Origin of the sequence: Agromyces sp. NPDC056965, assembly GCF_042673425.1 — a bacterium.
Lineage (GTDB): Bacteria > Actinomycetota > Actinomycetes > Actinomycetales > Microbacteriaceae > Agromyces.
In genome coordinates, this window is record NZ_JBHURI010000002.1 from 104,695 (window position 1) to 123,718 (window position 19,024).

The window sequence follows — 19,024 nt, forward strand, 5'->3', positions numbered from 1 at the left end:
GGTGGAGACACAGGGTTTACGACGGACACTCGCTGCGGAAACACGCCGCGAATAGCGTCGAGCACGACATCAGCTCGACCCGCGACCGACCATCCCCGGAGGCACCGATGACCGAGACCGTGAACGCAGCTCCCCCGCCCGTCACCGCAGCGCCGGCACCGTCGACGACGTCGACGTCAACGGCGCCGGCCCTCGCGCTCCGCCGCGGTCGCTGGATCGAGAACTGGAACCCCGAGGACCACGCCCAGTGGGAGTCGCAGGGTCGGGTGATCGCCCGTCGGAACCTCCGTTGGTCGATCTTCGCCGAGTTCCTCGGCTTCGTCGTCTGGCAGCTCTGGTCGATCGTCGCCGTCACGCTCCCGGCGGCCGGCTTCGCCCTCTCGACCGGTGAGATCTTCTGGCTCATCTCGATCCCGAGCCTCGTCGGCGCGACGCTGCGCATCCCCTACTCGTTCCTCGTGCCGAGGTTCGGCGGGCGCAACTGGACGATCATCTCGGCCGGTCTCCTCCTCATCCCCGCGATCCTCCTCGCGATCGTCGTCGGCAACCCCGAGACCCCGTTCGGCGTGCTCCTGCTCGTGGCCGCGCTCGCGGGCTTCGGCGGCGGCAACTTCGCGAGCTCGATGTCGAACATCACGTTCTTCTTCCCGCAACGCGAGAAGGGCTGGGCGCTCGGGCTGAATGCGGCGGGCGGCAACCTCGGGGCATCCGTCGCCCAGTTCGTCGTGCCGATCGTCGTCACGATCGGTGCGGGCGCCGCGCTGAACCTCCCGCTCGCGGGCTGGATCTGGGTGCCGCTGATCCTCGTCGCGATGATCGGCGCCGCACGCCGCATGGACAACATCTCGAACGCGAAGGCCGACTTCGCGGGCTCCGCGGCGGCGTTGCGCGAACCGCACCTCTGGGTGCTCTCGCTGCTCTACATCGGCACGTTCGGCTCGTTCATCGGCTTCGCGAGCGTCTTCCCGAAGCTCATCGCCGACCAGTTCCCCGAGTTCGCGACCGTGGCGGTCGGCGGCGCCTCGATCACCCTGGCGTTCCTCGGCGCGCTCGTCGGCTCACTCGCCCGTCCGTACGGCGGGCGCCTCTCCGACCGCTTCGGCGGGGCGCGCATCACGATGCTCGCCTTCGCCGCGATGGGCACGGTCACGGTCGGCGTGCTGCTCACGCTCCCGCTCGGCAACTTCTGGCTCTTCCTCGGATGCTTCCTGCTCCTGTTCGCCGCAGCGGGCATCGGCAACGGCTCGACCTATCGCATGGTGCCGGTGGTGTTCGCCGTGCGCGGCGGTGGGGCGGGAGCGGATGCGGGCGCGGGCGATGTGTCGACCCAGCGCAAGGCCGCCGCGGCACTCGGGCTGATCTCGGCGATCGGCGCGTACGGCGGCTTCCTCATCCCGCAGGTGCTGAACGTCTCGTACCAGACCACGGGCGGCTACGCCGGCGCGTTCATGGGCTTCATCGCCGGCTACGTCGCGCTCCTCGTGCTCACCTACACCGTCTACGTGCGCTCCAGCCGCCTGCGCGACCACAAGATCTGAATCGAGCCCGGATGAGCAGCTCCGCCGACACGCACTGCCCGTACTGCGCCCTGCAGTGCGCCATGACCCTCACGAAGGTGCCGGCTCCGGATGCCGCGGCGGCGCCGGTGGTCGTCGGCGGGCGGGACTTCCCGACCAATCGGGGCGGGCTCTGCAAGAAGGGCTGGACGTCGGCGGAGCTCCTCCGCGCTCCGTCCCGCCTCGGCGCCCCGCTCGTGCGGAGCGCCGACGGCGTGCTGCGCGAGGCGGGCTGGGAGGAGGCGCTCGATCTCGTCGCGGCATCGCTCCGCGGCATCCGACGGGCCCACGGGGCCGACGCGGTCGGCGTCTTCGGCGGCGGCGGACTCACGAACGAGAAGGCCTACCTGCTCGGCAAGTTCGCGCGGCTCGCGCTCGGCACGAGCCGCATCGACTACAACGGCCGCTATTGCATGTCGTCGGCAGCTGCAGCGGGCAATCGCGCGTTCGGAGTGGACCGCGGCCTGCCGTTCCCGCTCGACGACCTCGACGGCGCCGACACGATCCTGCTGCTCGGCACGAACGTCGCCGAGACGATGCCGCCGTTCATCGGCCACCTGGCAGGTGCGCAGGCCGCCGGCGGCCTCGTCGTGGTCGACCCGCGCCGCACCGCGACCGCTCGGCTCACCGACGACGGCAGGGGCCTGCACCTGCAACCGATGCCCGGAACCGACCTCGCCCTCCTGCTGGGGCTCATCCACATCGTCATCGCCGAGCGACTCGTCGACCTCGACTACGTCGCGGCGCGCACGACCGGGTACGACGCGATCCGCCGCAACGTCGCGTCGTGGTGGCCCGAGCGCGTGCAGTCCGCAACCGGAGTGCCCGCACTGACGCTGCGCCGCCTCGCGCGACGACTCGCCTCGGGCGGGAACGTCGTCATCCTGACGGGCCGCGGCGTCGAGCAGCACGTCGACGGCACCGACACGGCGACGGCGGCGATCAACCTCGCACTGCTCCTCGGACTGCCCGGACGCGTCGGCAGCGGCTACGGCACGCTCACCGGCCAGGGCAACGGGCAGGGCGGGCGCGAGCACGGCCAGAAGTGCGACCAGCTGCCCGGGTACCGCAAGATCACCGACCCCGAGGCTCGGGCGCACGTGGCGCGGGTCTGGGGCGTCGCGCCCGACGACCTGCCCGGGCCCGGCGTCCCCGCGGTCGAGCTCCTGCAGTCGCTCGGCGAACCCGGCGGCGTGCGAGCGCTTCTCGTGCACGGATCGAACCTCGTCGTCTCGTCGCCGAACGTGGCGAACGTGCGCGAGCGGATCGCCGCGCTCGACCTCCTCGTCGTCTGCGACTTCTTCCTCTCCGAGACGGCGGCGCTCGCCGACGTCGTGCTGCCGATCACGCAGTGGGCCGAGGAGGAGGGCACGATGACCTCGCTCGAGGGCCGGGTCATCCGCCGCCGCCGTGCGATCACGCCCCCTGAAGGTGTGCGCGACGAGCTCTGGATCCTGGCAGAGCTCGCCCGACGACTCGAGTGCACCGCGACGTTCGACGTCGACCCCGAGCTCGTCTTCGAGGAGCTGCGCCTCGCCTCGGAGGGCGGCATCGCCGACTACTCGGGCATCGACTACGCCATGCTCGACCGGGGCGACGCCGCGTACTGGCCGTACCCGCGCGGCGGCACGGGCACCCCACGGCTCTTCGCCGACCGGTTCGCCCACCCCGACGGGCTCGCACGGCTCGTGCCGGTCTCGGTGCGGGCGTCGGCGCACCCGGCGCCGCACCCCGGCGAGCTCACGCTCGTGACCGGGCGCCTGCTCGAGCACTACCAGAGCGGCGCGCAGACGCGCCGGGTGCCCGAGCTCGCCGACGCCCAGCCCGAGGCACGGGCCTCGTTGCATCCGTCGACCGCCGAACGTCTCGGGGTCGCCGACGGCGAGCTCGTCGAGCTCGTGAACGCGAGGGGCGCGGTGCGGTGCCGGGCCCGGCTCACGACCGACATCCGGCCCGACGCCGTCTTCCTGCCGTTCCACTACGGCGACGAACAGGCGGCGAACCTGTTGACCTCCGACGCGGTCGACCCCGTCTCGGCGATGCCCGAGTTCAAGACCAACGTCGTGCAGCTCGCACGCCTCATCGAGCTGGAGGTGACCGCGTGAACCCGCAGAGGATCGTGCTCATCGGCTACGGCCCCGTCGGCGCGCGATTCGTCGACGAACTGCTGCCGGCCGTCGCGAACGGTTCCATCGCGCTCACCGTCGTCGCGGGCGAAGACGTCGAGGCGTACAACCGGGTGCTCGTCGCCGAGTACGCCGTCGGCAACACCGAACTCGACGCGATGCTCGTCGGCGATCGCGCGGCAGCGGAGGCGGCCGGCGCGCGCGTGCTGCTGGGCGTCGCGGCGACCTCGATCGACCGATCGGCGCGGATCGTCCACGTCGACTCCGGTGAAGAGCTCGAATACGACCGGCTCGTGCTCGCGACCGGGTCGCGGGCGAACGTGCCGACCCTCGACGGTGTCGAACGCCACCGCCGCGACCTCGACTCGCTGCGGAAGTACGCGAAGCAGCTCCTCGCGCGCGACGACGCCCTGCCCGCGGGCATCACCGCCCTTCGCGACCTCGATGACGCCGAACGCGTGCTCGCCGCGGTGAGGGCTCGTCGGCGCATCATCGTGCTCGGCGCCGGCGTGCTCGGCCTCGAACTCGCGCTCGCCGCGGCCCACGCCGGCGCCCAGGTCTGCGTCGTGCACCACGGCCCGCACCCGATGCCGCGCAACCTCGATCGCGGCGGCGGCCTCGTGCTGCGTGCGGCCCTGCGCCGATCGGGCGTCACCGTGGTCGCCCACAGCCGGGCGGAGGCCGTGGCGTTCCGCACCGACGACGACGGCACGCGCCGCTTCGACATGGTCGTCACCGCCGACGGCAAGCAGCTGCGCGGCGACCTGCTCGTGCTCTCGTGCGGAGTGAGCCCGCGCAACGAGCTCGCGACGCTCGCGGGCCTCCGCACGGCCGTCGGCGTCGTCGTCGGCCCCGGCCTCGAGAGCTGGACGGATCCCGACGTGTACGCCATCGGCGATTGCGCTCAGGTCGTCGAGCGCACCGCGGAGCTCGCCGGACAGCGCACGCTCCCCGGTGCTCCCTCCGGCCTCATCGGGCCGGGCTGGAGGCAGGCGGAATGGCTCGCAGCGTCGTTCATCGCGTCGACGACGGGAAGCAGCCCTGCGGATGCCGCGGCGCCCGCCGAGCGCGACGCGATCGTGATGCTGAAGGCCGAGCACATCGACGTCGTCGCGGTCGGCGACATCTCGGCGGATCCGTGGGACGACGACGCACTGCACCCGCGACGACGGGTCTCGCAGTGGGCCGACCCCGAGCATCTGCGCTACGTGAAGATGGTGACGGAGGACGGCGCACTCACCGGGTTCGTGAGCGTCGGGATGCCGCGCACCGCCGCCGAGCTCACCCTGCTGTTCGAGCGTCGCGGCGAGCTGCCGGCCGATCGATCGGTGCTGCTGCGGTTCGACGGCCCCGACTACGACCCGAGCACGGACGCCGACGCCTTTGCGCCGGCCGCCACCGTCTGCTGGTGCAACGGGGTCACCGTGGGCCGCATCGAGGAGGCCGCCGCGTGCGGCGTCGCGACGGTCGAGGGCGTCGGCCGCGAGACCCGGGCGGGCACCGGCTGCGGCGGATGCAAGGGGCGCATCGCCGAGATCCTCGCCCGCGCGGCCGAGACCGACGAGTCGCCGAGCATCACGGCCTGAGCCGGCTCACGCTCGCTCGAACCGTGCGGCGGCGACGTCCCGGTACCGATCGAGCACCAGCTCGACGAGCTGGCGGGGCGCCGCCTCGTCGGGGAGCAGGAGCGGCGCCGCGATCGCGTCGGCGCCGACGGATGCCGCGGTGTCGTAGAAGGTGCCAGGTGCCAGCAGGTAGCTGCCGACCACCACCCGCACCCCGGGGTGCACCTCGCGGATCATCTCGATGGCGTCGTGCAACCGCGGAATCGCCGCGGCGATGAACCCGACGGTGACCGATCGGCCGAGTCGGTGCCCGAGGCGACGGGCGGTCTCGAAGCACTCGCGCACCGCGCGCGGGTCGTTGGAACCCGCCGCCGCGAGCACCACGGCGTCGGTCTCGGCGAGCTGGAGCCTGCCCAGCCGTTCGGCGAGCACGTCGACGATGCGGTCGTCGGGGCCGAGCTCGGCGGCGAGTCGCGTGCCAGCGCGGGAACCCGCTGCGGAGCCGCGCCCGTCGATCCCGAGCGAGAGCCCGGTGCGCACGTGGAAGCCCGCGGAGAGCACGAGCGGCACGATGACGGCGCCCTCCTGGGCGTCGGGGCCGAGCGCCGCCGCGACATCCGACCGGCTCGCGTCGACGAAGCTGATGGAGACGTCGAGATCGGGGCTCGCGGAGGCCACGCCGTCGACGAGCCGGATCACCGCCTCGCGGTTGGCGCTCGACGGCGCCCCGTGGGTGACGGCGACGAGCCTGAGCGGATGCGCCTCGACGTGTTCCGTCGCGGCGCCGACGACTCCAGACCCGACCATGTGCTGACCCGCGCTCTCCGGCGGGAATCGGTCTCACCCGCCGATTCGACGCTAGGGAGGGCGTGTTTCGCGCTCCGCTCCCGCGTGTTTCCGGCAGGTGAAGAACGGCTCACGCCGGGCGCACCGGAGGGGCTCTCGCGGCGGCTACTCGCCCAGGAGTTCGGGGCGCACGCGTCGCGTGCGCTCGATCTGCTGCTCGCGGCGCCACCCGGCGATCGCGCCGTGATTGCCCGACAGGAGCACCGGCGGCACGTCGAGCCCGCGCCACGACGCCGGTTTGGTGTAGCTCGGGTACTCGAGCAGGCCGTCTTCGTGTGACTCCTCGACGAGGCTCTCGGGGTTTCCGACGACACCCGGCACGAGCCGGCCGGCCGCCTCGATCATCGCCATGACGGCGACCTCGCCGCCGTTCAGCACGTAGTCGCCGAGGCTGATGAGTCGCACGCGCATGCGAGTCGCGTAGTGGTCGACGACGCGCTGGTCGATGCCCTCGTAGCGGCCGCAGGCGAACACGAGGTGCTCTTCGGCGGCGAGTTCGCGGGCGATCTGCTGCGTGAACGGCTCGCCGGCGGGCGACGGCACGATGAGCAGGGCATCGGATGCCCCGTCGCCCACGATGCCGTCGATCGCCTCGCCCCACGGCTCGGGCTTCATGACCATGCCGGCGCCGCCGCCGTACGGGGTGTCGTCGACCGTGCGATGGCGGTCGTGGGTGGCGTCGCGCAGGTCGTGCGCCGTCACCTCGATGAGGCCCGACTGCCGTGCCTTGCCGAGCAGCGACAGGTCGAGCACCGAGAAGAACTCGGGGAAGATCGTGACGATGTCGACGCGCATCGGCGGACTACTCGTCGCGGTCGGCCTCGGCGGGCGCTGCGGCATCCGTCTCGGCGGTCTCGACGGGAGTGGTTGCAGGAGCGGCCTCGGCGGCCGGCTCGACCTCGGGAAGCTCTTCGAAGAGCCCCGGGGGCGGCGTCACGGTGACCGTGCCCGCCGCGAGATCGACCTCGGGCACGATGGCCGCGACGAACGGCACCATGACCTCGCCACTGCCGGTCTTGACGATCAGCAGGTCTTGCGCGGGGAAGTGCTCGACGTGCGAGACCTCGCCCACCCGCTCGCCGTCGCGGACGACCGCGAGGCCGATGAGCTGGTGGTCGTACCAGGCGTCGTCTTCCTGCGCCTCTTCCTCGACGTGCGAGACCCAGAGGATCGCCTTGGCGAGGCCCTCGGCCTCGGTGCGGTCGTCGACGCCCTCGAAGAAGCCGACGGCGTGCCCGTTGTACCAGCGGAGCTCACGGAGCGTGATGCTCTTGCCGTGCCAGGGCGAGTCGCCCGGCACCTGCAGCGAGAACTCCGCGCCCGGCACGAAGCGCCGGTCGGGGTCGTCGGTGTAGAGCTCGATCTTGATGGCGCCCTTCAGGCCGTGCGCCTTCAGCAGGCGCCCGACCCGGAGCTGTGTACCGGAAGTGTCGGCCACGTCAGTCGTCGGTGTCGACGACGTCGACGCGAACGCGGCGGCCGTCGGCGAGAGCGGTGACGAGCGTGCGGAGCGCCTTCGCGGTGCGGCCGGCACGGCCGATCACGCGACCGAGGTCCTCGGGGTTCACATGAACCTCGAGGACCTCGCCACGTGCGCTCGACGCGGAGACGACCTTCACTTCGTCGGGGTGATCGACGATCCCCTTGACGAGGTGTTCGAGCGCGGACTGGAGCAAGGCTTTACGCCTCGTCTGCCGCGGTCTCGGCGGGAGCCTCTTCGACCTTGGCCGCAGGCTTCTCGGCCTTGGGCTTCAGCACGGGCTTCTTCTTCTCGTCGGCCACGAAGGCGGCCTTCGGCTCAGCGACCTGAACCGTCGAGACGGCGTTCTTGTCGCCCTTGAACTTGCCCCAGTCGCCCGTGAGCTTGAGGATCGCGGCGACCTGCTCGGTCGGCTGCGCGCCGACGGAGAGCCAGTACTGCGCACGGTCGGAGTCGACCTCGATGAACGAGGGGTTCTGGGTGGGGTGGTACTTGCCGATCTCCTCGATCACGCGACCGTCGCGCTTGGTGCGCGAGTCGGCGACGACGATGCGGTAGTACGGCGCACGGATCTTGCCGAGACGCTTGAGACGGATCTTGACAGCCACAATTCTCCTGAAATGTTGTGAGTTGGCGAACTGACAGCCGTGAGCGTGGGGTGCACACTCGGCGGAAGCTCAAAGGGGTTCTGCGCGCCTGATAGAGGGTCGGGCGATACAGAACTCGACTGATCATTCTTGCAGATTCCGCGCCGAAACGAGAATCGAACCGTGCCGGGCGTCCCGCGGGTGGCATCGGAACGCCCGGCGCACGGGGATCAGGAACCGGTGAGCGCCGGGCGGGCCGTCGACGACGGCTCCCCCGAACGCGCCGTCGCCAACCAGGCTTCGAGACCGGCTGCGTCGATCGGGAGACCGCTCGAGAGCACGTCGTGCCCGGTCGCCGTCACCACGAGGTCGTCCTCGATGCGAACGCCGAGGCCGCGGAGCTCGGGCGGCACCGTCTCGTCGAACGCGTGGAAGTAGAGCCCGGGCTCGACCGTGAGCGCCATGCCGGGCTGCATCACGGCGCCCTGGTAGGCGGCGTAGCTCGACCCGGCGCAGTCGTGCACGTCGATGCCGAGGTGGTGCCCCACTCCGCACACGATGTAGCGGCGGTGCTGCTGCCCGTCGGGGGCGAGCGCCTCGTCGACGGAGACGGGGAGCATCCCCCAGTCGTGGAGGCCCCGCGCGATGACCTCCATGCTGGCGGCGTGGAAGTCGGACCACTGGCGGCCCGGCCCGACCGCGGCGAGCCCGGCCCGGTGCGACGCCTCGACGAGGTCGTGCACGGCGCGCTGCGCCGAGGTGAACGTGCCGCCGGCCGGGATCGTGCGCGTGACGTCGGCCGTGAACCCGGACTGCCGTTCGACGCCGACGTCGAGCAGCAGCAGCTCCGCCGGGTCGATGGCGCCGTCGGCGCGAACCCAGTGCAGGATCGGCGCATGGGCGCCGGAGCCGACGATCGAGGCGTACCCCGGGCCGTTGCCGACCGTGCGCGCGTAGCGGTCGAAGGTGCCCTGCAGCCAGCGCTCGCCGCCCCACTCGATGGCCGAGGAGAGCTCGCGCGCCATCGCGGCGAACCCCTGCTCGGTCGAGGCGACGGCGGCCGAGAGCTCGGCGAGCTCCCACTCGTCCTTGATCATCCGCAGCTCGGCGAGCACACGCCGGAGCTCGGCCGAACGCGGGTTCGCGGCGAGCGCGGCGGCCGCAGGCCCGACCGGCGTCGGTGCACCCGCGACGAGCGTGTCGTCGCCGAGCACGAGCTCCTCGATGCGCCGCGTCCGCACGTCGAGCGCCTCGGCGTACTCGGCGAGCCCGGGCATCGGCCCCACCCACAGCTCGCCCCGGAGCGGGTCGGCGTGGAAGCCGTCGTCACCGGGCCGGAACGGGGCGGGCAGGTAGAGCGTGGCGTCGTGGCCGCCGGGCACCGCCTCGATCACGAGCACCGCGTCCTCGATGCCGCAGCCGAGGAGCCAGAGGAAGTCGCTGTCGGCACGGAACTCGAAGCTCGTGTCGTTCGCTCGCACCGGGGCTCGACCCGCGGCGATGGCGATGGTTCGGCCCGGCAGTGCTTCGGCGAGACGAGTGCGGTGGTGGTGCGCGGCGAGCGCGGCGCCCGACGGGATCACCGGCGTTCGCGCGGGTGTGCCCCAGCCGCTGCGCATGGACTCGTTGAATCCCGGCGACTGCGCGAGCCGCGGCATCCGCGGGTCTCGCTCGGCGGGTGCCGGCATCGAGGATGCCGCTCCCCCGGAGCCGGCTCCGTGGGAGGCGTGGGTATGGGTGCGGTGTTCGGTCATGCCGGGTCCTTTCGTGGGCACTGTCGTCAGTTGCGCGATCGCGCTCGCGGGGCGTGGGCCGAGCCGGCGACGCGCCGGTCGAGTGCGTCGAACAGGCGTCCGGCGACCTTTCCGGTGTGCAGTCCGTCGTGCTCGAACTCGTTGGTGGTCCAGGCCTCGAGGCCGCCGACCCGTTCGACGGTGTCGAGCGAGAACGCGGCGTCGACGTACATGTCGTCGAGGTAGACGACGGCCTCGACCGGCACGTCGTTCGCCGCGAGTCGCCCGTGGTCGTACAGATCGATCGGCCGAGCCGTGGCGGCGAGCCGCTCGACGCCGGCACGGAAGCCGCGCAGCGCCCGCACCTCCTCGAACATCCACGGGAAGACCATCTCGCCGGTGAAGAGCAGCGGCCGGGCGTCGGGAGCGAAGTCGGGGTTGTCGGCGCGAGCCCGCTCGGCAGCCCAGGCCGTCGGGCCGGGGCCGTAGATGCTCTCCTGCAGGGCGATGAAGAGCGGATTGCGGTCGAACGCCGTCAGCGCGCCGACGCTCGACAGGAACGTCTCGCCGATGGCGGCCTCGTCGGCATCGGCGAACGCCTCGTCGAAGACCCAGTGCACCCGATCGAAGCCCGGGGCCATGCCGAAGTCGAAGCCGAGCGTCTGCAGGCGCTTCACGGTGAGCCGGTCGCCGTCGGGCAGGCGCACGTCGTCGGCGTCGAGCCGGTCGGCGACCCGTGCGATGCGCTCGGCCAGGTGCGGCAGTCGTTCGGCGAACCGCCGGTTCTTCGCCCGCACGCGGGGGAAGGTGCGCGCGTAGACCTCGTCGGCCGACGGGTCGAGGCTCGGCAGTCCCCCGGTGATCGCCGAGGCGACGATCGCCTCGGGAGCGACCGAGAGGTAGTGCAGCGTGAGGAAGCCGCCGTAGCTCTGGCCGAGCGTCCACCAGGGCGCGCCGTCGTAGTGCGCCCGGCGGAGCGCCTCGAGGTCGCGCACGATGGAGTCGGCGCGGTGCAGCTCGAGGATCCTCGCCGATTCGTCGGCGGTGAGCCCCTCGAGCCGCCGCCCCTCGAGCGGGGTCGAGCGGCCGGTCCCGCGCTGATCGGGCAGCACCACCCGGAATCGGGCGAGCGCCTCGTCGAGGAACCCGTCGCGGCCGAGCGGCCTCGGCGACTTGCCGCCGGGTCCACCCTGCAGGTAGACGAGCACCGGCAGGTCCTCGTCGCGGCGGGCGGCGTCGACGAGCTCGCGCGCGAAGATGCGGATGGTCGGCCCGTCGGGATCGGCCCAGTCGAGCGGAACGTCGAGCCAGCGCTCGCGTGCCGCGACATCCTGCCCGATGGGGTACCAGCCGGCGCTCATCGGGCCGCCGTCCGCACCCGCGAGTCGAGCAGCGCGTACGTCGTATCGACGACGAGGTTCGAGACGACGACGAAGACGCCGCCGAGCAGTACGATCGCGATCACCACCGGTCTATCCTGCATGGCGACCGCGGTCACCGCGAGACTGCCGACGCCGAGCAGGCCGAACACCTGCTCGATCACGATGACGCCGCCGAGCATGAGCCCGATGTCGATGCCGAGCTGCGTGACGAGGGGCGGCATCGCGCTGCGGAACGCGTGCACGTACGTCACGCGCCGCTCGTCGACGCCCTTCGCCCGCGCGGTGCGGATGTAGTCCTGCCCGAGCACCTCGAGCATCTGCCCGCGCGTCAGCCGTGCGTACACGGCCGCGACGACGAGCGCGAGCGTCAGCCACGGGAGCAGCAGGTGCCAGGCCCACTCCAGCGGACTCTGCTCGAACGGCACGTACCCGCTCGGCGGGAAGAGCGTGAAGCCGAGCTTCGTCGGCACGAAATACAGCAGGTACAGCGCGAGCATGCCGAGCACGAAGGTCGGGAAGCTGATGCCGACGATCGCGAAGCCCTGTCCGAGGCGATCCCGCACCGAACCCGGATGCTTCGCCGAGACGATGCCGATGGGGATGCCGATCGCGAGCCAGAACACCATGCCGCCGAAGACGAGCGACATCGTGACCGGGATGCGCGAGACGACGAGCTCGGAGACCGGCATGCTCGATCGGTAGGAGTAGCCGAGGTCGCCCTGCAGGAGGTTGCCGATGAAGGCCGCGTACTGCTCGGTGATCGGGCGGTCGAGGCCCAGGTTCGTGCGGATCTGCGCCATGAGCTCCTCGGTCGCCTTGTCGCCCGCGATGATGCGGGCCGGGTCCGACGGCGAGACGTAGAAGAGCATGAACACGAAGATGCTGAGGAGGAACAGCACGAGCACGCCGAAGGCGATGCGGGAGAGGATGAACCGGGTCATGCGCGCTTGCCCTTCGAGACGGCGGCGGGATCGAGGGCGTCGCGGAGTCCGTCGCCGAGCAGGTTGAACGCGAGGGTGAGGGCGAGCAGCGCACCGCCCGGCACGACGACCATCCACCACGCCACGAGGTAGAGCGAGCCGTTCGCGGCATCCGCCAGCATGTTGCCCCAGCTGGGCGTCGGCGGCACGATGCCGAGTCCCAGGAACGAGAGCGTCGCCTCGAACACGATCGCCGCCGGGATCATGAGGGTCGTGTAGACGATGATCGGCACCACCAGGTTGGGCAGGATGTCGCGGAACATGATCGAGGTGCGCGAGGCGCCGAGTGAACGCGCCGCCTCGACGAACTCGCGGTGGCGGAGTGCGAGCACCTGGCCACGGATGACGCGGGCGAGCCCCGTCCAGCTGAAGAACACGATCACGGCGATCGACAGGCTGAGGCTCGGACCGAGCACCGACACGAGCGCGATCGCGCAGAGCAGGAACGGCACGCTCATCACGAGGTCCATGGTGCGGCTGAGCACCGTGTCGACGACCCCGCCCGAGAACCCGGCGATCGTGCCGATCGCGATGCCGATGACCGACGCCACGATCGACGCGAGCACGCCGACGAGGAGCGACACCTGGGCGCCGTAGGCGAGGCGGACGAGCACATCGCGGCCGAGCTGGTCGGTGCCGAGCAGGAACTCGGCGTTCGGGCCGACCGGGATCCCCTCGGGCGTGAGGCCGGTCTCGCGGAACTGCTCGGTCGGTCCGTGCCCCGTCCACGCCGCGATGAGCGGGGCGCAGAGCGCGAACGCGATGATGAGGAGGATCGCGATCAGCGAGGCGATGCTCGCCGGGTCGCGGAGGAGCCGCGTGAGGGTGAGGCGGCCGGATCCTCGGGCCTGCACCTCGGTCGAGGCGCGCGCCGCTGCGGCCGGGGTCTTGGACATGAGGCTCACGAGGCGACCTCCATGGCGACGAGACGGTCGGAGGGTGCGGGGGCGGCGTCCGCCAGCGGCAGCAGACGGCGATCGCGCGGCGCTCGCGGGATCTCGGGTGCCGCCGCGGCGAGCAGCCGCCGGGTGAACGGCTGCTGCGGGTCGTTCCAGACCTGGTCGGCGGTGCCGAGCTCGACGATGCGCCCGCCCTCCATGACCGCGATGCGATCGCAGACGTGGCGCACGACCGCGAGGTCGTGGGAGATGAACAGGTAGGTGAGCCCGAGCCGGCGCTGCAGCTCGTCGAGCAGGTTCAGCACCTGCGCCTGGATCGACACGTCGAGCGCGGAGACCGGCTCGTCGAGGATCACGAGCTCGGGGTTCAGGGCGAGCGCCCGAGCGATGCCGATGCGCTGCCGCTGCCCGCCCGAGAACTGCGACGGGAAGCGGTTGTAGTGCTCGGGGTTCAGCCCGACGAGCTCCATGAGCTCCTGCACCTTCGCACGGCGTTCGGCGCCGCTCGCGAGCCGGTGGATGCGGAACGGGTCGCCGATGATCGAGCCGACACGACGGCGCGGGTTCAGCGAGCCGAACGGGTCCTGGAAGACGAGCTGCACGCGGCGCCGGAGGTCTCGCCACTGCGCGCGGTCGAGGTTCGCGGTGGGCGCTCCGTCGAACTCGACGGTTCCCGCCGTCGGCGCGACGAGCCCGGCGATCGCACGGGCGAGGGTGGTCTTGCCGCAGCCGCTCTCGCCGACGAGGCCGAGCGTCTCGCCCCGCCGCACCTCGAGCGAGATGTCGTCGAGCACGACGCGCGGTTCGCCGCGGCGCTGCGGGAACGCGAGGCGGAGGCCCTCGACCTTCACGATGGGGTCGTCGGGGCTCGCGAGGAGGCTCGGCGGCGGGAGCACCGGCGGGTCGGGCTCGACCGGCGTCGACTCGAGCCAGCACGCCACCTCGGTGCCGTCGTCGTAGCGGCGGACGGGCGGCTTCGTGCCGCAGATCGACATCGCGTCGGGGCAGCGGTCGCGGAACGCGCAGCCCTCGGGCGGTGCGAGCAGGCTCGGCGGTCGCCCGCCGATGGGCACGAGCGGCGTGCCCGGCTCCCGGTTGAACGACGATGACCGCAGGAGCCCCGCGGTGTACGGATGCGCCGGCCCGCAGAGCACCGCGTCGGCGGCGCCGAGCTCCATGCGGCGACCACCGTACATGACCATGACCCGGTCGGCGACGCGCGAGAGCACGCCGAGATCGTGGCTGATCATGAGCACGGTGGTGCCGAACTCGCTGCGCATCTCGCCGAGCAGGTCGAGGATCTGCGCCTGCACGGTCGAGTCGAGCGCGGTGGTCGGCTCGTCGGCGATGATGAGCGCCGGGCCGAGCGAGAGGCCCATCGCGATCATGACGCGTTGTCGCATGCCCCCTGAGAACTGGTGCGGGTAGGCGTCGAAGCGCGCCGCGGCATCCGGAATGCGCACGCGATGGAGCAGGTCGATCGCGCGCGCCCTGGCCGCCTTCGCGCTGACCTTCTCGTGCGCCTGGATCTGCTCGACGATCTGCCAGCCCACCGTGTACTGGGGGTGCAGGCTCGAGAGCGGGTCCTGGAAGATCATGCTGATCTCGCGCCCGCGCACGGAACGCAGCTGCTCGGGCGCGAGGGAGAGCAGGTCTCGATCGCGGAAGAGCACGGAGCCGCTGGTGCGGGCGCCCGGCACGAGGCCCATGATCGACTGCACCATCACGGACTTGCCGGAGCCGGATTCGCCGACGACGCCGAAGAACTCGCCCTCGTCGACGGTGAACGAGACGTGTTGCACCGCGTGCACCGTGCCGTCCTCGGTTGGGATGTCGACGGCGAGGTCGCGCACGTCGAGGAGGATCGTCATTGGGTCCCTCGATCTGACCCGGCGGCCGGCCGGAACCGGCCGCCGGGTACGTTCGTTGCAGATGTGTCGGACGGCTACTTCGTGAGCCAGACGTTCGTCCAGTCGCCGTTCTGGCTCTGGGCGTACGGCTCGAAGCCGCCGACGCGGGCCGAGTGGTAGTTCGGCTTCAGTCGGTACGCGATGCTGACGATCGGCGCGTCGGCCATGACGGCCTCGTCGACCTGGTGCCAGAGGTCGGCGGCCTCCTCGGGCGTCGCCGCGGCGAGCGCCTCGGCGGCGAGCCCGTTGGCGGCGTCGCTGTTGAAGTCGACGTAGTTGTACGTCTGCGGCGTGCCGTCGAAGACGAACTGGGGCTGGAAGACGCTGCGCGCCGCACCGCCCTGCCAGTCGGGCGACCAGCCCACGAGCGCGATGTCCCACGCGCCCGAGCTCGCATTGTCGGGGTTCGTCATGAAGTTCGCGTAGTAGTCGGTCGGCGGCACCGGCGTCAGCTCGACCGTGATGCCGGCGCGCTCGAGGCTCGCCTGCACGGTCTGGGCGATGTCGGGCTGCGTGCCGACGTTGCGGTACGGCATCTTCAGGGTGAGGCCGTCGGGGTAGCCCGCCTCGGCGAGGAGTTCCTTCGCCTTCTCGGGATCGCCCTTGCCGCCCTCGGTCGCGTACTCGTCGGACTCCTGGTAGCCGAGGATGCCGGGGCCGAAGATGCCGTTCGTGACGCCCGCGAGGTCGGCGCCGCCCATGGTCTGCACGACGGCCGACTTGTCGACCGCGTACTGCAGCGCCTGACGCACCTCGAGCTTCGTGAGCGCGCCGTCGTTGTTCGCCGAGGCCGTGTTCATCCACATGAACTGGTCGACGCCGCCGTTCTCCATCGTGGAGAACTTCTCGTCGTTCGCCGCCTTCAGCTGCTGGATGTTCGCAGGGCTCGGGGTCAGGTCGAAGAGCATGTCCGCCGATCCGGCCTGCAGCTGCTGCATGGCCGCGTCGCCCTCGACGCCCATCGTCATCTCGATGCCGTCGACGTACGCCTTGCGGAGCGGGTCGCTCTCGGGGTCCCACGCGGGGTTGCGCTCGAGCACGAGCTTCGCGTCGGGCGTGTACTCGGCCACCTGGTAGGGGCCGGATGAAACGAAGCCGCGCCGGAACTCGGGCGAGTCGGGCAGCGCGTCGAGCGCCTCGATGGGCGCGGGGTCGGCCGCGTCGAGCGAGAGCATGAACGGGAAGTCGCTCGCGGGCTCGACGAGCGTGAACTCGATCGTGCGGTCGTCGGGCGTCTGGATGCCCGCGATCTCGTTGCCCTCGATGTAGTCCTTCATCGGGCCGACCTCGGGGGCGACGGTCGCGAAGCCGGTGCAGAACTCGTCCATGCCGGCGATGAGGCCCTGGAAGTAGCCGGCGAGGGCACCCGAGATGTGCGGGTTGCAGAGGCGCTCGATGCCGCGGGCGACGTCGCTCGCGACGATGGGCCGGGCTCCGTCGGGCGCGCCCCAGGTGACGCCGTCGCGGAGCGTCACGGTGTAGGTGAGGCCGTCGGCGCTCGGGGTCGGCACCTCCTCGACCAGGTCGGGCTGGAGCACGATGCGCTCGGCGGCGTCATCGCTCGCCGCGTAGCTCAGCAGCGAGCGCGAGACCGAGCGCATCACGCTGTACGTCGGCACGTACGCGACGAGCTGCGGGTCGAGGTGGTCGACGTCGCCGTTCGCGAGCACCTTGAGCGTGCCGCCGGTCTGCGGTTCGCCGTCGCCCGAGTCGGCGCTCGGCGTGGTCGTGCACGCGGTCAGCATGAGCGCCGTCGAAACGGCGAGCACTGCGGCCGCGCGCAGGGTGGTTCGAGCCATGATTCACCTTTGAGTCATTCGCTGTCCGCGCGTCGGACGACAGGCGGATCGCCGTGCTCGAACGAGCGCTGCAGTGGCTCGGGCGCTCGTGGCGGCCGAATTCCGATCACAGCTCGTCGGGTCCAGAGCTTCGAGTGGTGGCGATATGTGACATATTACGCATTACCCGTACGATGTGTCCATGCCCGGCATCTTCGACTCCCTCCGACTGCTCGACGGCCCCGCCATCGCCGAGCGCATCACCATGCGCCAGGCCGTCGACGCCCTGCAGCAGGCCCTCCGCGGCGGCTTCGACCCCGACGCCGATCCGCCGCGTTCGATCGTCGACGTGCGACACGGCCAGCTCCTGCTCATGCCGTCGGACCTCGGCGCGTACGCCGGCCAGAAGCTCGCGACCGTGGCGCCGGCGAACCCGTCGCGCGGCCTCGAGCGCATCCAGGCGATCTACGTCGTGCTCGACGCCGAGACCCTCGCACCGGTCGCCCTCCTCGACGGCACAGAGCTCACGAGCCTGCGCACGCCGGCCGTGTCGGCGGCCGTCGCCGACGTCGTCGCCGCACCCGATGCCTCGTCGCTCGTCGTCTTCGGCACCGGCCCGCAGGGCGTGCGGCACGTCGAGGCCATGCGGGCCATCCGCCCGATCGATCGCGTGCGCTTCGTCGGCCGCGACCGGTCGAGGGCCGAGCACGCCGCGAACCTCGTCGCCGTGAGCGGTCTCGACGTGGCCGTCGGCACGGCGGCGGATGTCGCAGCGGCCGACCTCGTCGTCTGCGCGACGACCGCCCGCGAACCCCTCTTCGACGCCGCCCTCGTGCGCGACCGGGCGGTGGTCGTCGCCGTCGGCTCGCACGAGCGCGATGCGCGCGAACTGCCGGGCGAGCTCCTCGGTCGTGCCGACGTGATCGTCGAGTCCCAGCGGGTGGCGCTCGCCGAGGCCGGCGACGTCATCCTCGCTGTCGCCGAAGGGCACCTCTCCCCCGATGCGCTCATCCCGATGGCACGGCTGTTCGAGGCCGCCGGCGCCGAGGCATCCGCTCGTCCCGTCGTGATCAAGACCTGCGGCATGGGCTGGCAGGATCTCGCCGTCGCCCAGCTCGCCCTGGCCGACCCCAGCTGACGAACGAACGGAACGCATGATGCACTGGAAGACCGAAGATTGGCACACCGCGGGCGAACCGTTCCGCATCGTGCTCGACGCTCCGACCGAGGGCGGCACCGTCGCCGCCCGACGGGTCGAGGCGATGACCGGGCGGGCCGACGCCGTGCGCCGGTTCCTCTGCCTCGAACCGCGCGGGCACGACGACATGTACGGCGGGTTCATCACGCCGCCCGACGACGACGGCGCCGACTTCGGCGTGCTGTTCTGGCACAAGGACGGCTTCTCGACGGCATGCGGACACGGCACCATGGCGCTCGGCGCCTGGGCGGTGCGCACAGGCCGGGTCGCCGCACCCGACGACGGCGAGGCGCTCGTCACGATCGACGTGCCGAGCGGCCGGGTGCAGGCGCGCGTGCAGCGCAGCGGCGGCACGACGACGGGTGTCGTCTTCCGCAACGTCCCGTCGCGCGTCCTCGCGACGGGCATCCCGCTCTCGACGAGCCGGGGCGACGTGGTGGTCGACCTCGTCTTCGGCGGCGCCGTCTACGCGACCCTGCCCGCCGCCTCCCTCGGCCTCACCGTGACGCCGGCCGACACGACCGAGCTCATCCGCCTCGGCCGCGAGATCAAGTGGGCGCTGAACGACCACCCGGCCGCGCAGCTCGCCGACGACCGCTTGTCGGGCGTCTACGGCACGATCCTCGTCGACGACCTCGGCCGCACCGCCGACGGCCCCTGGCAGCGCAACGTCACGGTCTTCGCCGACGGCGAGGTCGACCGCAGTCCGTGCGGCTCGGGTACGGCTGCTCGCGTCGCGCTGCTCGCGCACACGGGCGAGCTCGCCGACGGCGAGGTGCTGACCCACGACTCGATCATCGGCACGCGCTTCCTCGCACGGGTCGCCGAGCGAACCGCGGACGGCGTCGTGCCCGAGGTCGCCGGCCAGGCCTACCGCGTGGGTGCGTGCGAGTTCGAGCTCGACCCGGCCGACCCGCTCGCCGAGGGCTTCAGCCTGCGCTGACCACGTGAGACGACGAACGGCCCGGGCGGATCCGCCCGGGC

15 protein-coding genes and 2 pseudogenes are annotated in these 19,024 nt (G+C 71.7%); 5 read left to right on the forward strand and 12 right to left on the reverse strand.

The window, feature by feature from the left end; all coding sequences use genetic code 11:
* Window positions 1–107 precede the first annotated feature (107 nt).
* From ACFTQE_RS01195 to ACFTQE_RS01205, 3 genes are read left to right on the forward strand one after another with little or no spacing between them, the layout of a single operon-like run.
* The gene (locus ACFTQE_RS01195; protein WP_376923349.1) at window positions 108–1,538 is read left to right on the forward strand and encodes an MFS transporter; all 1,431 of its coding nucleotides are present in this window, start codon (window positions 108–110) and stop codon (window positions 1,536–1,538) included.
* An 11-nt stretch (window positions 1,539–1,549) separates the two neighbouring features.
* Entirely contained in the window at window positions 1,550–3,661 is a 2,112-nt protein-coding gene (locus ACFTQE_RS01200) for a molybdopterin oxidoreductase family protein (RefSeq protein WP_376923350.1), read from the forward strand.
* A complete protein-coding gene (locus ACFTQE_RS01205; protein WP_376923351.1) occupies window positions 3,658–5,268 on the forward strand; it encodes an FAD-dependent oxidoreductase in 1,611 nt (536 codons plus the stop codon). The genes ACFTQE_RS01200 and ACFTQE_RS01205 overlap by 4 nt, the downstream gene beginning before the upstream one ends.
* A 6-nt stretch (window positions 5,269–5,274) precedes the next feature.
* Here ACFTQE_RS01205 and ACFTQE_RS01210 read toward each other — a convergent pair whose 3' ends face one another.
* The 12 genes and pseudogenes from ACFTQE_RS01210 to ACFTQE_RS01265 form a co-directional block, all read right to left on the reverse strand.
* Complete coding sequence (locus ACFTQE_RS01210; RefSeq protein ID WP_376923352.1) at window positions 5,275–6,054, reverse strand: sirohydrochlorin chelatase; 780 nt, start codon at window positions 6,052–6,054, stop codon at window positions 5,275–5,277.
* A gap of 144 nt (window positions 6,055–6,198) precedes the next feature.
* A complete protein-coding gene (gene trmD, locus ACFTQE_RS01215; protein WP_376923353.1) occupies window positions 6,199–6,888 on the reverse strand; it encodes a tRNA (guanosine(37)-N1)-methyltransferase TrmD in 690 nt (229 codons plus the stop codon).
* A 7-nt stretch (window positions 6,889–6,895) separates the two neighbouring features.
* The gene (gene rimM, locus ACFTQE_RS01220) at window positions 6,896–7,531 is read right to left on the reverse strand and encodes a ribosome maturation factor RimM (protein ID WP_376923354.1); all 636 of its coding nucleotides are present in this window, start codon (window positions 7,529–7,531) and stop codon (window positions 6,896–6,898) included.
* Window position 7,532: 1 nt separating this feature from the next.
* Window positions 7,533–7,769, reverse strand: coding sequence for an RNA-binding protein (locus tag ACFTQE_RS01225; RefSeq protein WP_022891825.1), 237 nt, complete (start codon window positions 7,767–7,769; stop codon window positions 7,533–7,535).
* Between the two features lie 4 nt (window positions 7,770–7,773).
* Window positions 7,774–8,181 (reverse strand): 30S ribosomal protein S16, encoded by a 408-nt coding sequence (rpsP, locus tag ACFTQE_RS01230; protein WP_375833741.1) that lies wholly within the window; start codon window positions 8,179–8,181, stop codon window positions 7,774–7,776.
* Window positions 8,182–8,390: 209 nt separating this feature from the next.
* Window positions 8,391–9,914: an aminopeptidase P family protein gene (locus tag ACFTQE_RS01235; protein WP_376923355.1), complete on the reverse strand. Its 1,524-nt coding sequence runs from the start codon at window positions 9,912–9,914 to the stop codon at window positions 8,391–8,393.
* Window positions 9,915–9,940: 26 nt separating this feature from the next.
* Entirely contained in the window at window positions 9,941–11,254 is a 1,314-nt protein-coding gene (locus tag ACFTQE_RS01240) for an alpha/beta fold hydrolase (RefSeq protein ID WP_376923356.1), read from the reverse strand.
* Window positions 11,251–12,216, reverse strand: coding sequence for an ABC transporter permease (locus tag ACFTQE_RS01245; RefSeq protein ID WP_376923357.1), 966 nt, complete (start codon window positions 12,214–12,216; stop codon window positions 11,251–11,253). Before ACFTQE_RS01245 ends, ACFTQE_RS01240 begins: the two co-directional genes overlap by 4 nt.
* A complete protein-coding gene (locus ACFTQE_RS01250; protein ID WP_376923362.1) occupies window positions 12,213–13,151 on the reverse strand; it encodes an ABC transporter permease in 939 nt (312 codons plus the stop codon). The genes ACFTQE_RS01245 and ACFTQE_RS01250 overlap by 4 nt, the downstream gene beginning before the upstream one ends.
* Window positions 13,152–13,156: 5 nt before the next feature.
* A pseudogene (locus tag ACFTQE_RS01255) lies at window positions 13,157–13,961 on the reverse strand (ATP-binding cassette domain-containing protein); the annotation flags it as partial.
* Window positions 13,962–14,092: 131 nt separating this feature from the next.
* Window positions 14,093–15,025, reverse strand: a pseudogene (locus ACFTQE_RS01260) (ABC transporter ATP-binding protein); the annotation flags it as partial.
* A gap of 74 nt (window positions 15,026–15,099) precedes the next feature.
* Window positions 15,100–16,863 (reverse strand): ABC transporter substrate-binding protein, encoded by a 1,764-nt coding sequence (locus ACFTQE_RS01265; RefSeq protein ID WP_376923358.1) that lies wholly within the window; start codon window positions 16,861–16,863, stop codon window positions 15,100–15,102.
* Window positions 16,864–17,044: 181 nt separating this feature from the next.
* Between ACFTQE_RS01265 and ACFTQE_RS01270 the strand changes: the two genes are divergently transcribed.
* Window positions 17,045–17,980 (forward strand): ornithine cyclodeaminase family protein, encoded by a 936-nt coding sequence (locus ACFTQE_RS01270; protein ID WP_376923359.1) that lies wholly within the window; start codon window positions 17,045–17,047, stop codon window positions 17,978–17,980.
* Between the two features lie 16 nt (window positions 17,981–17,996).
* The gene (locus ACFTQE_RS01275; RefSeq protein WP_376923360.1) at window positions 17,997–18,983 is read left to right on the forward strand and encodes a proline racemase family protein; all 987 of its coding nucleotides are present in this window, start codon (window positions 17,997–17,999) and stop codon (window positions 18,981–18,983) included.
* Window positions 18,984–19,024 lie beyond the last annotated feature (41 nt).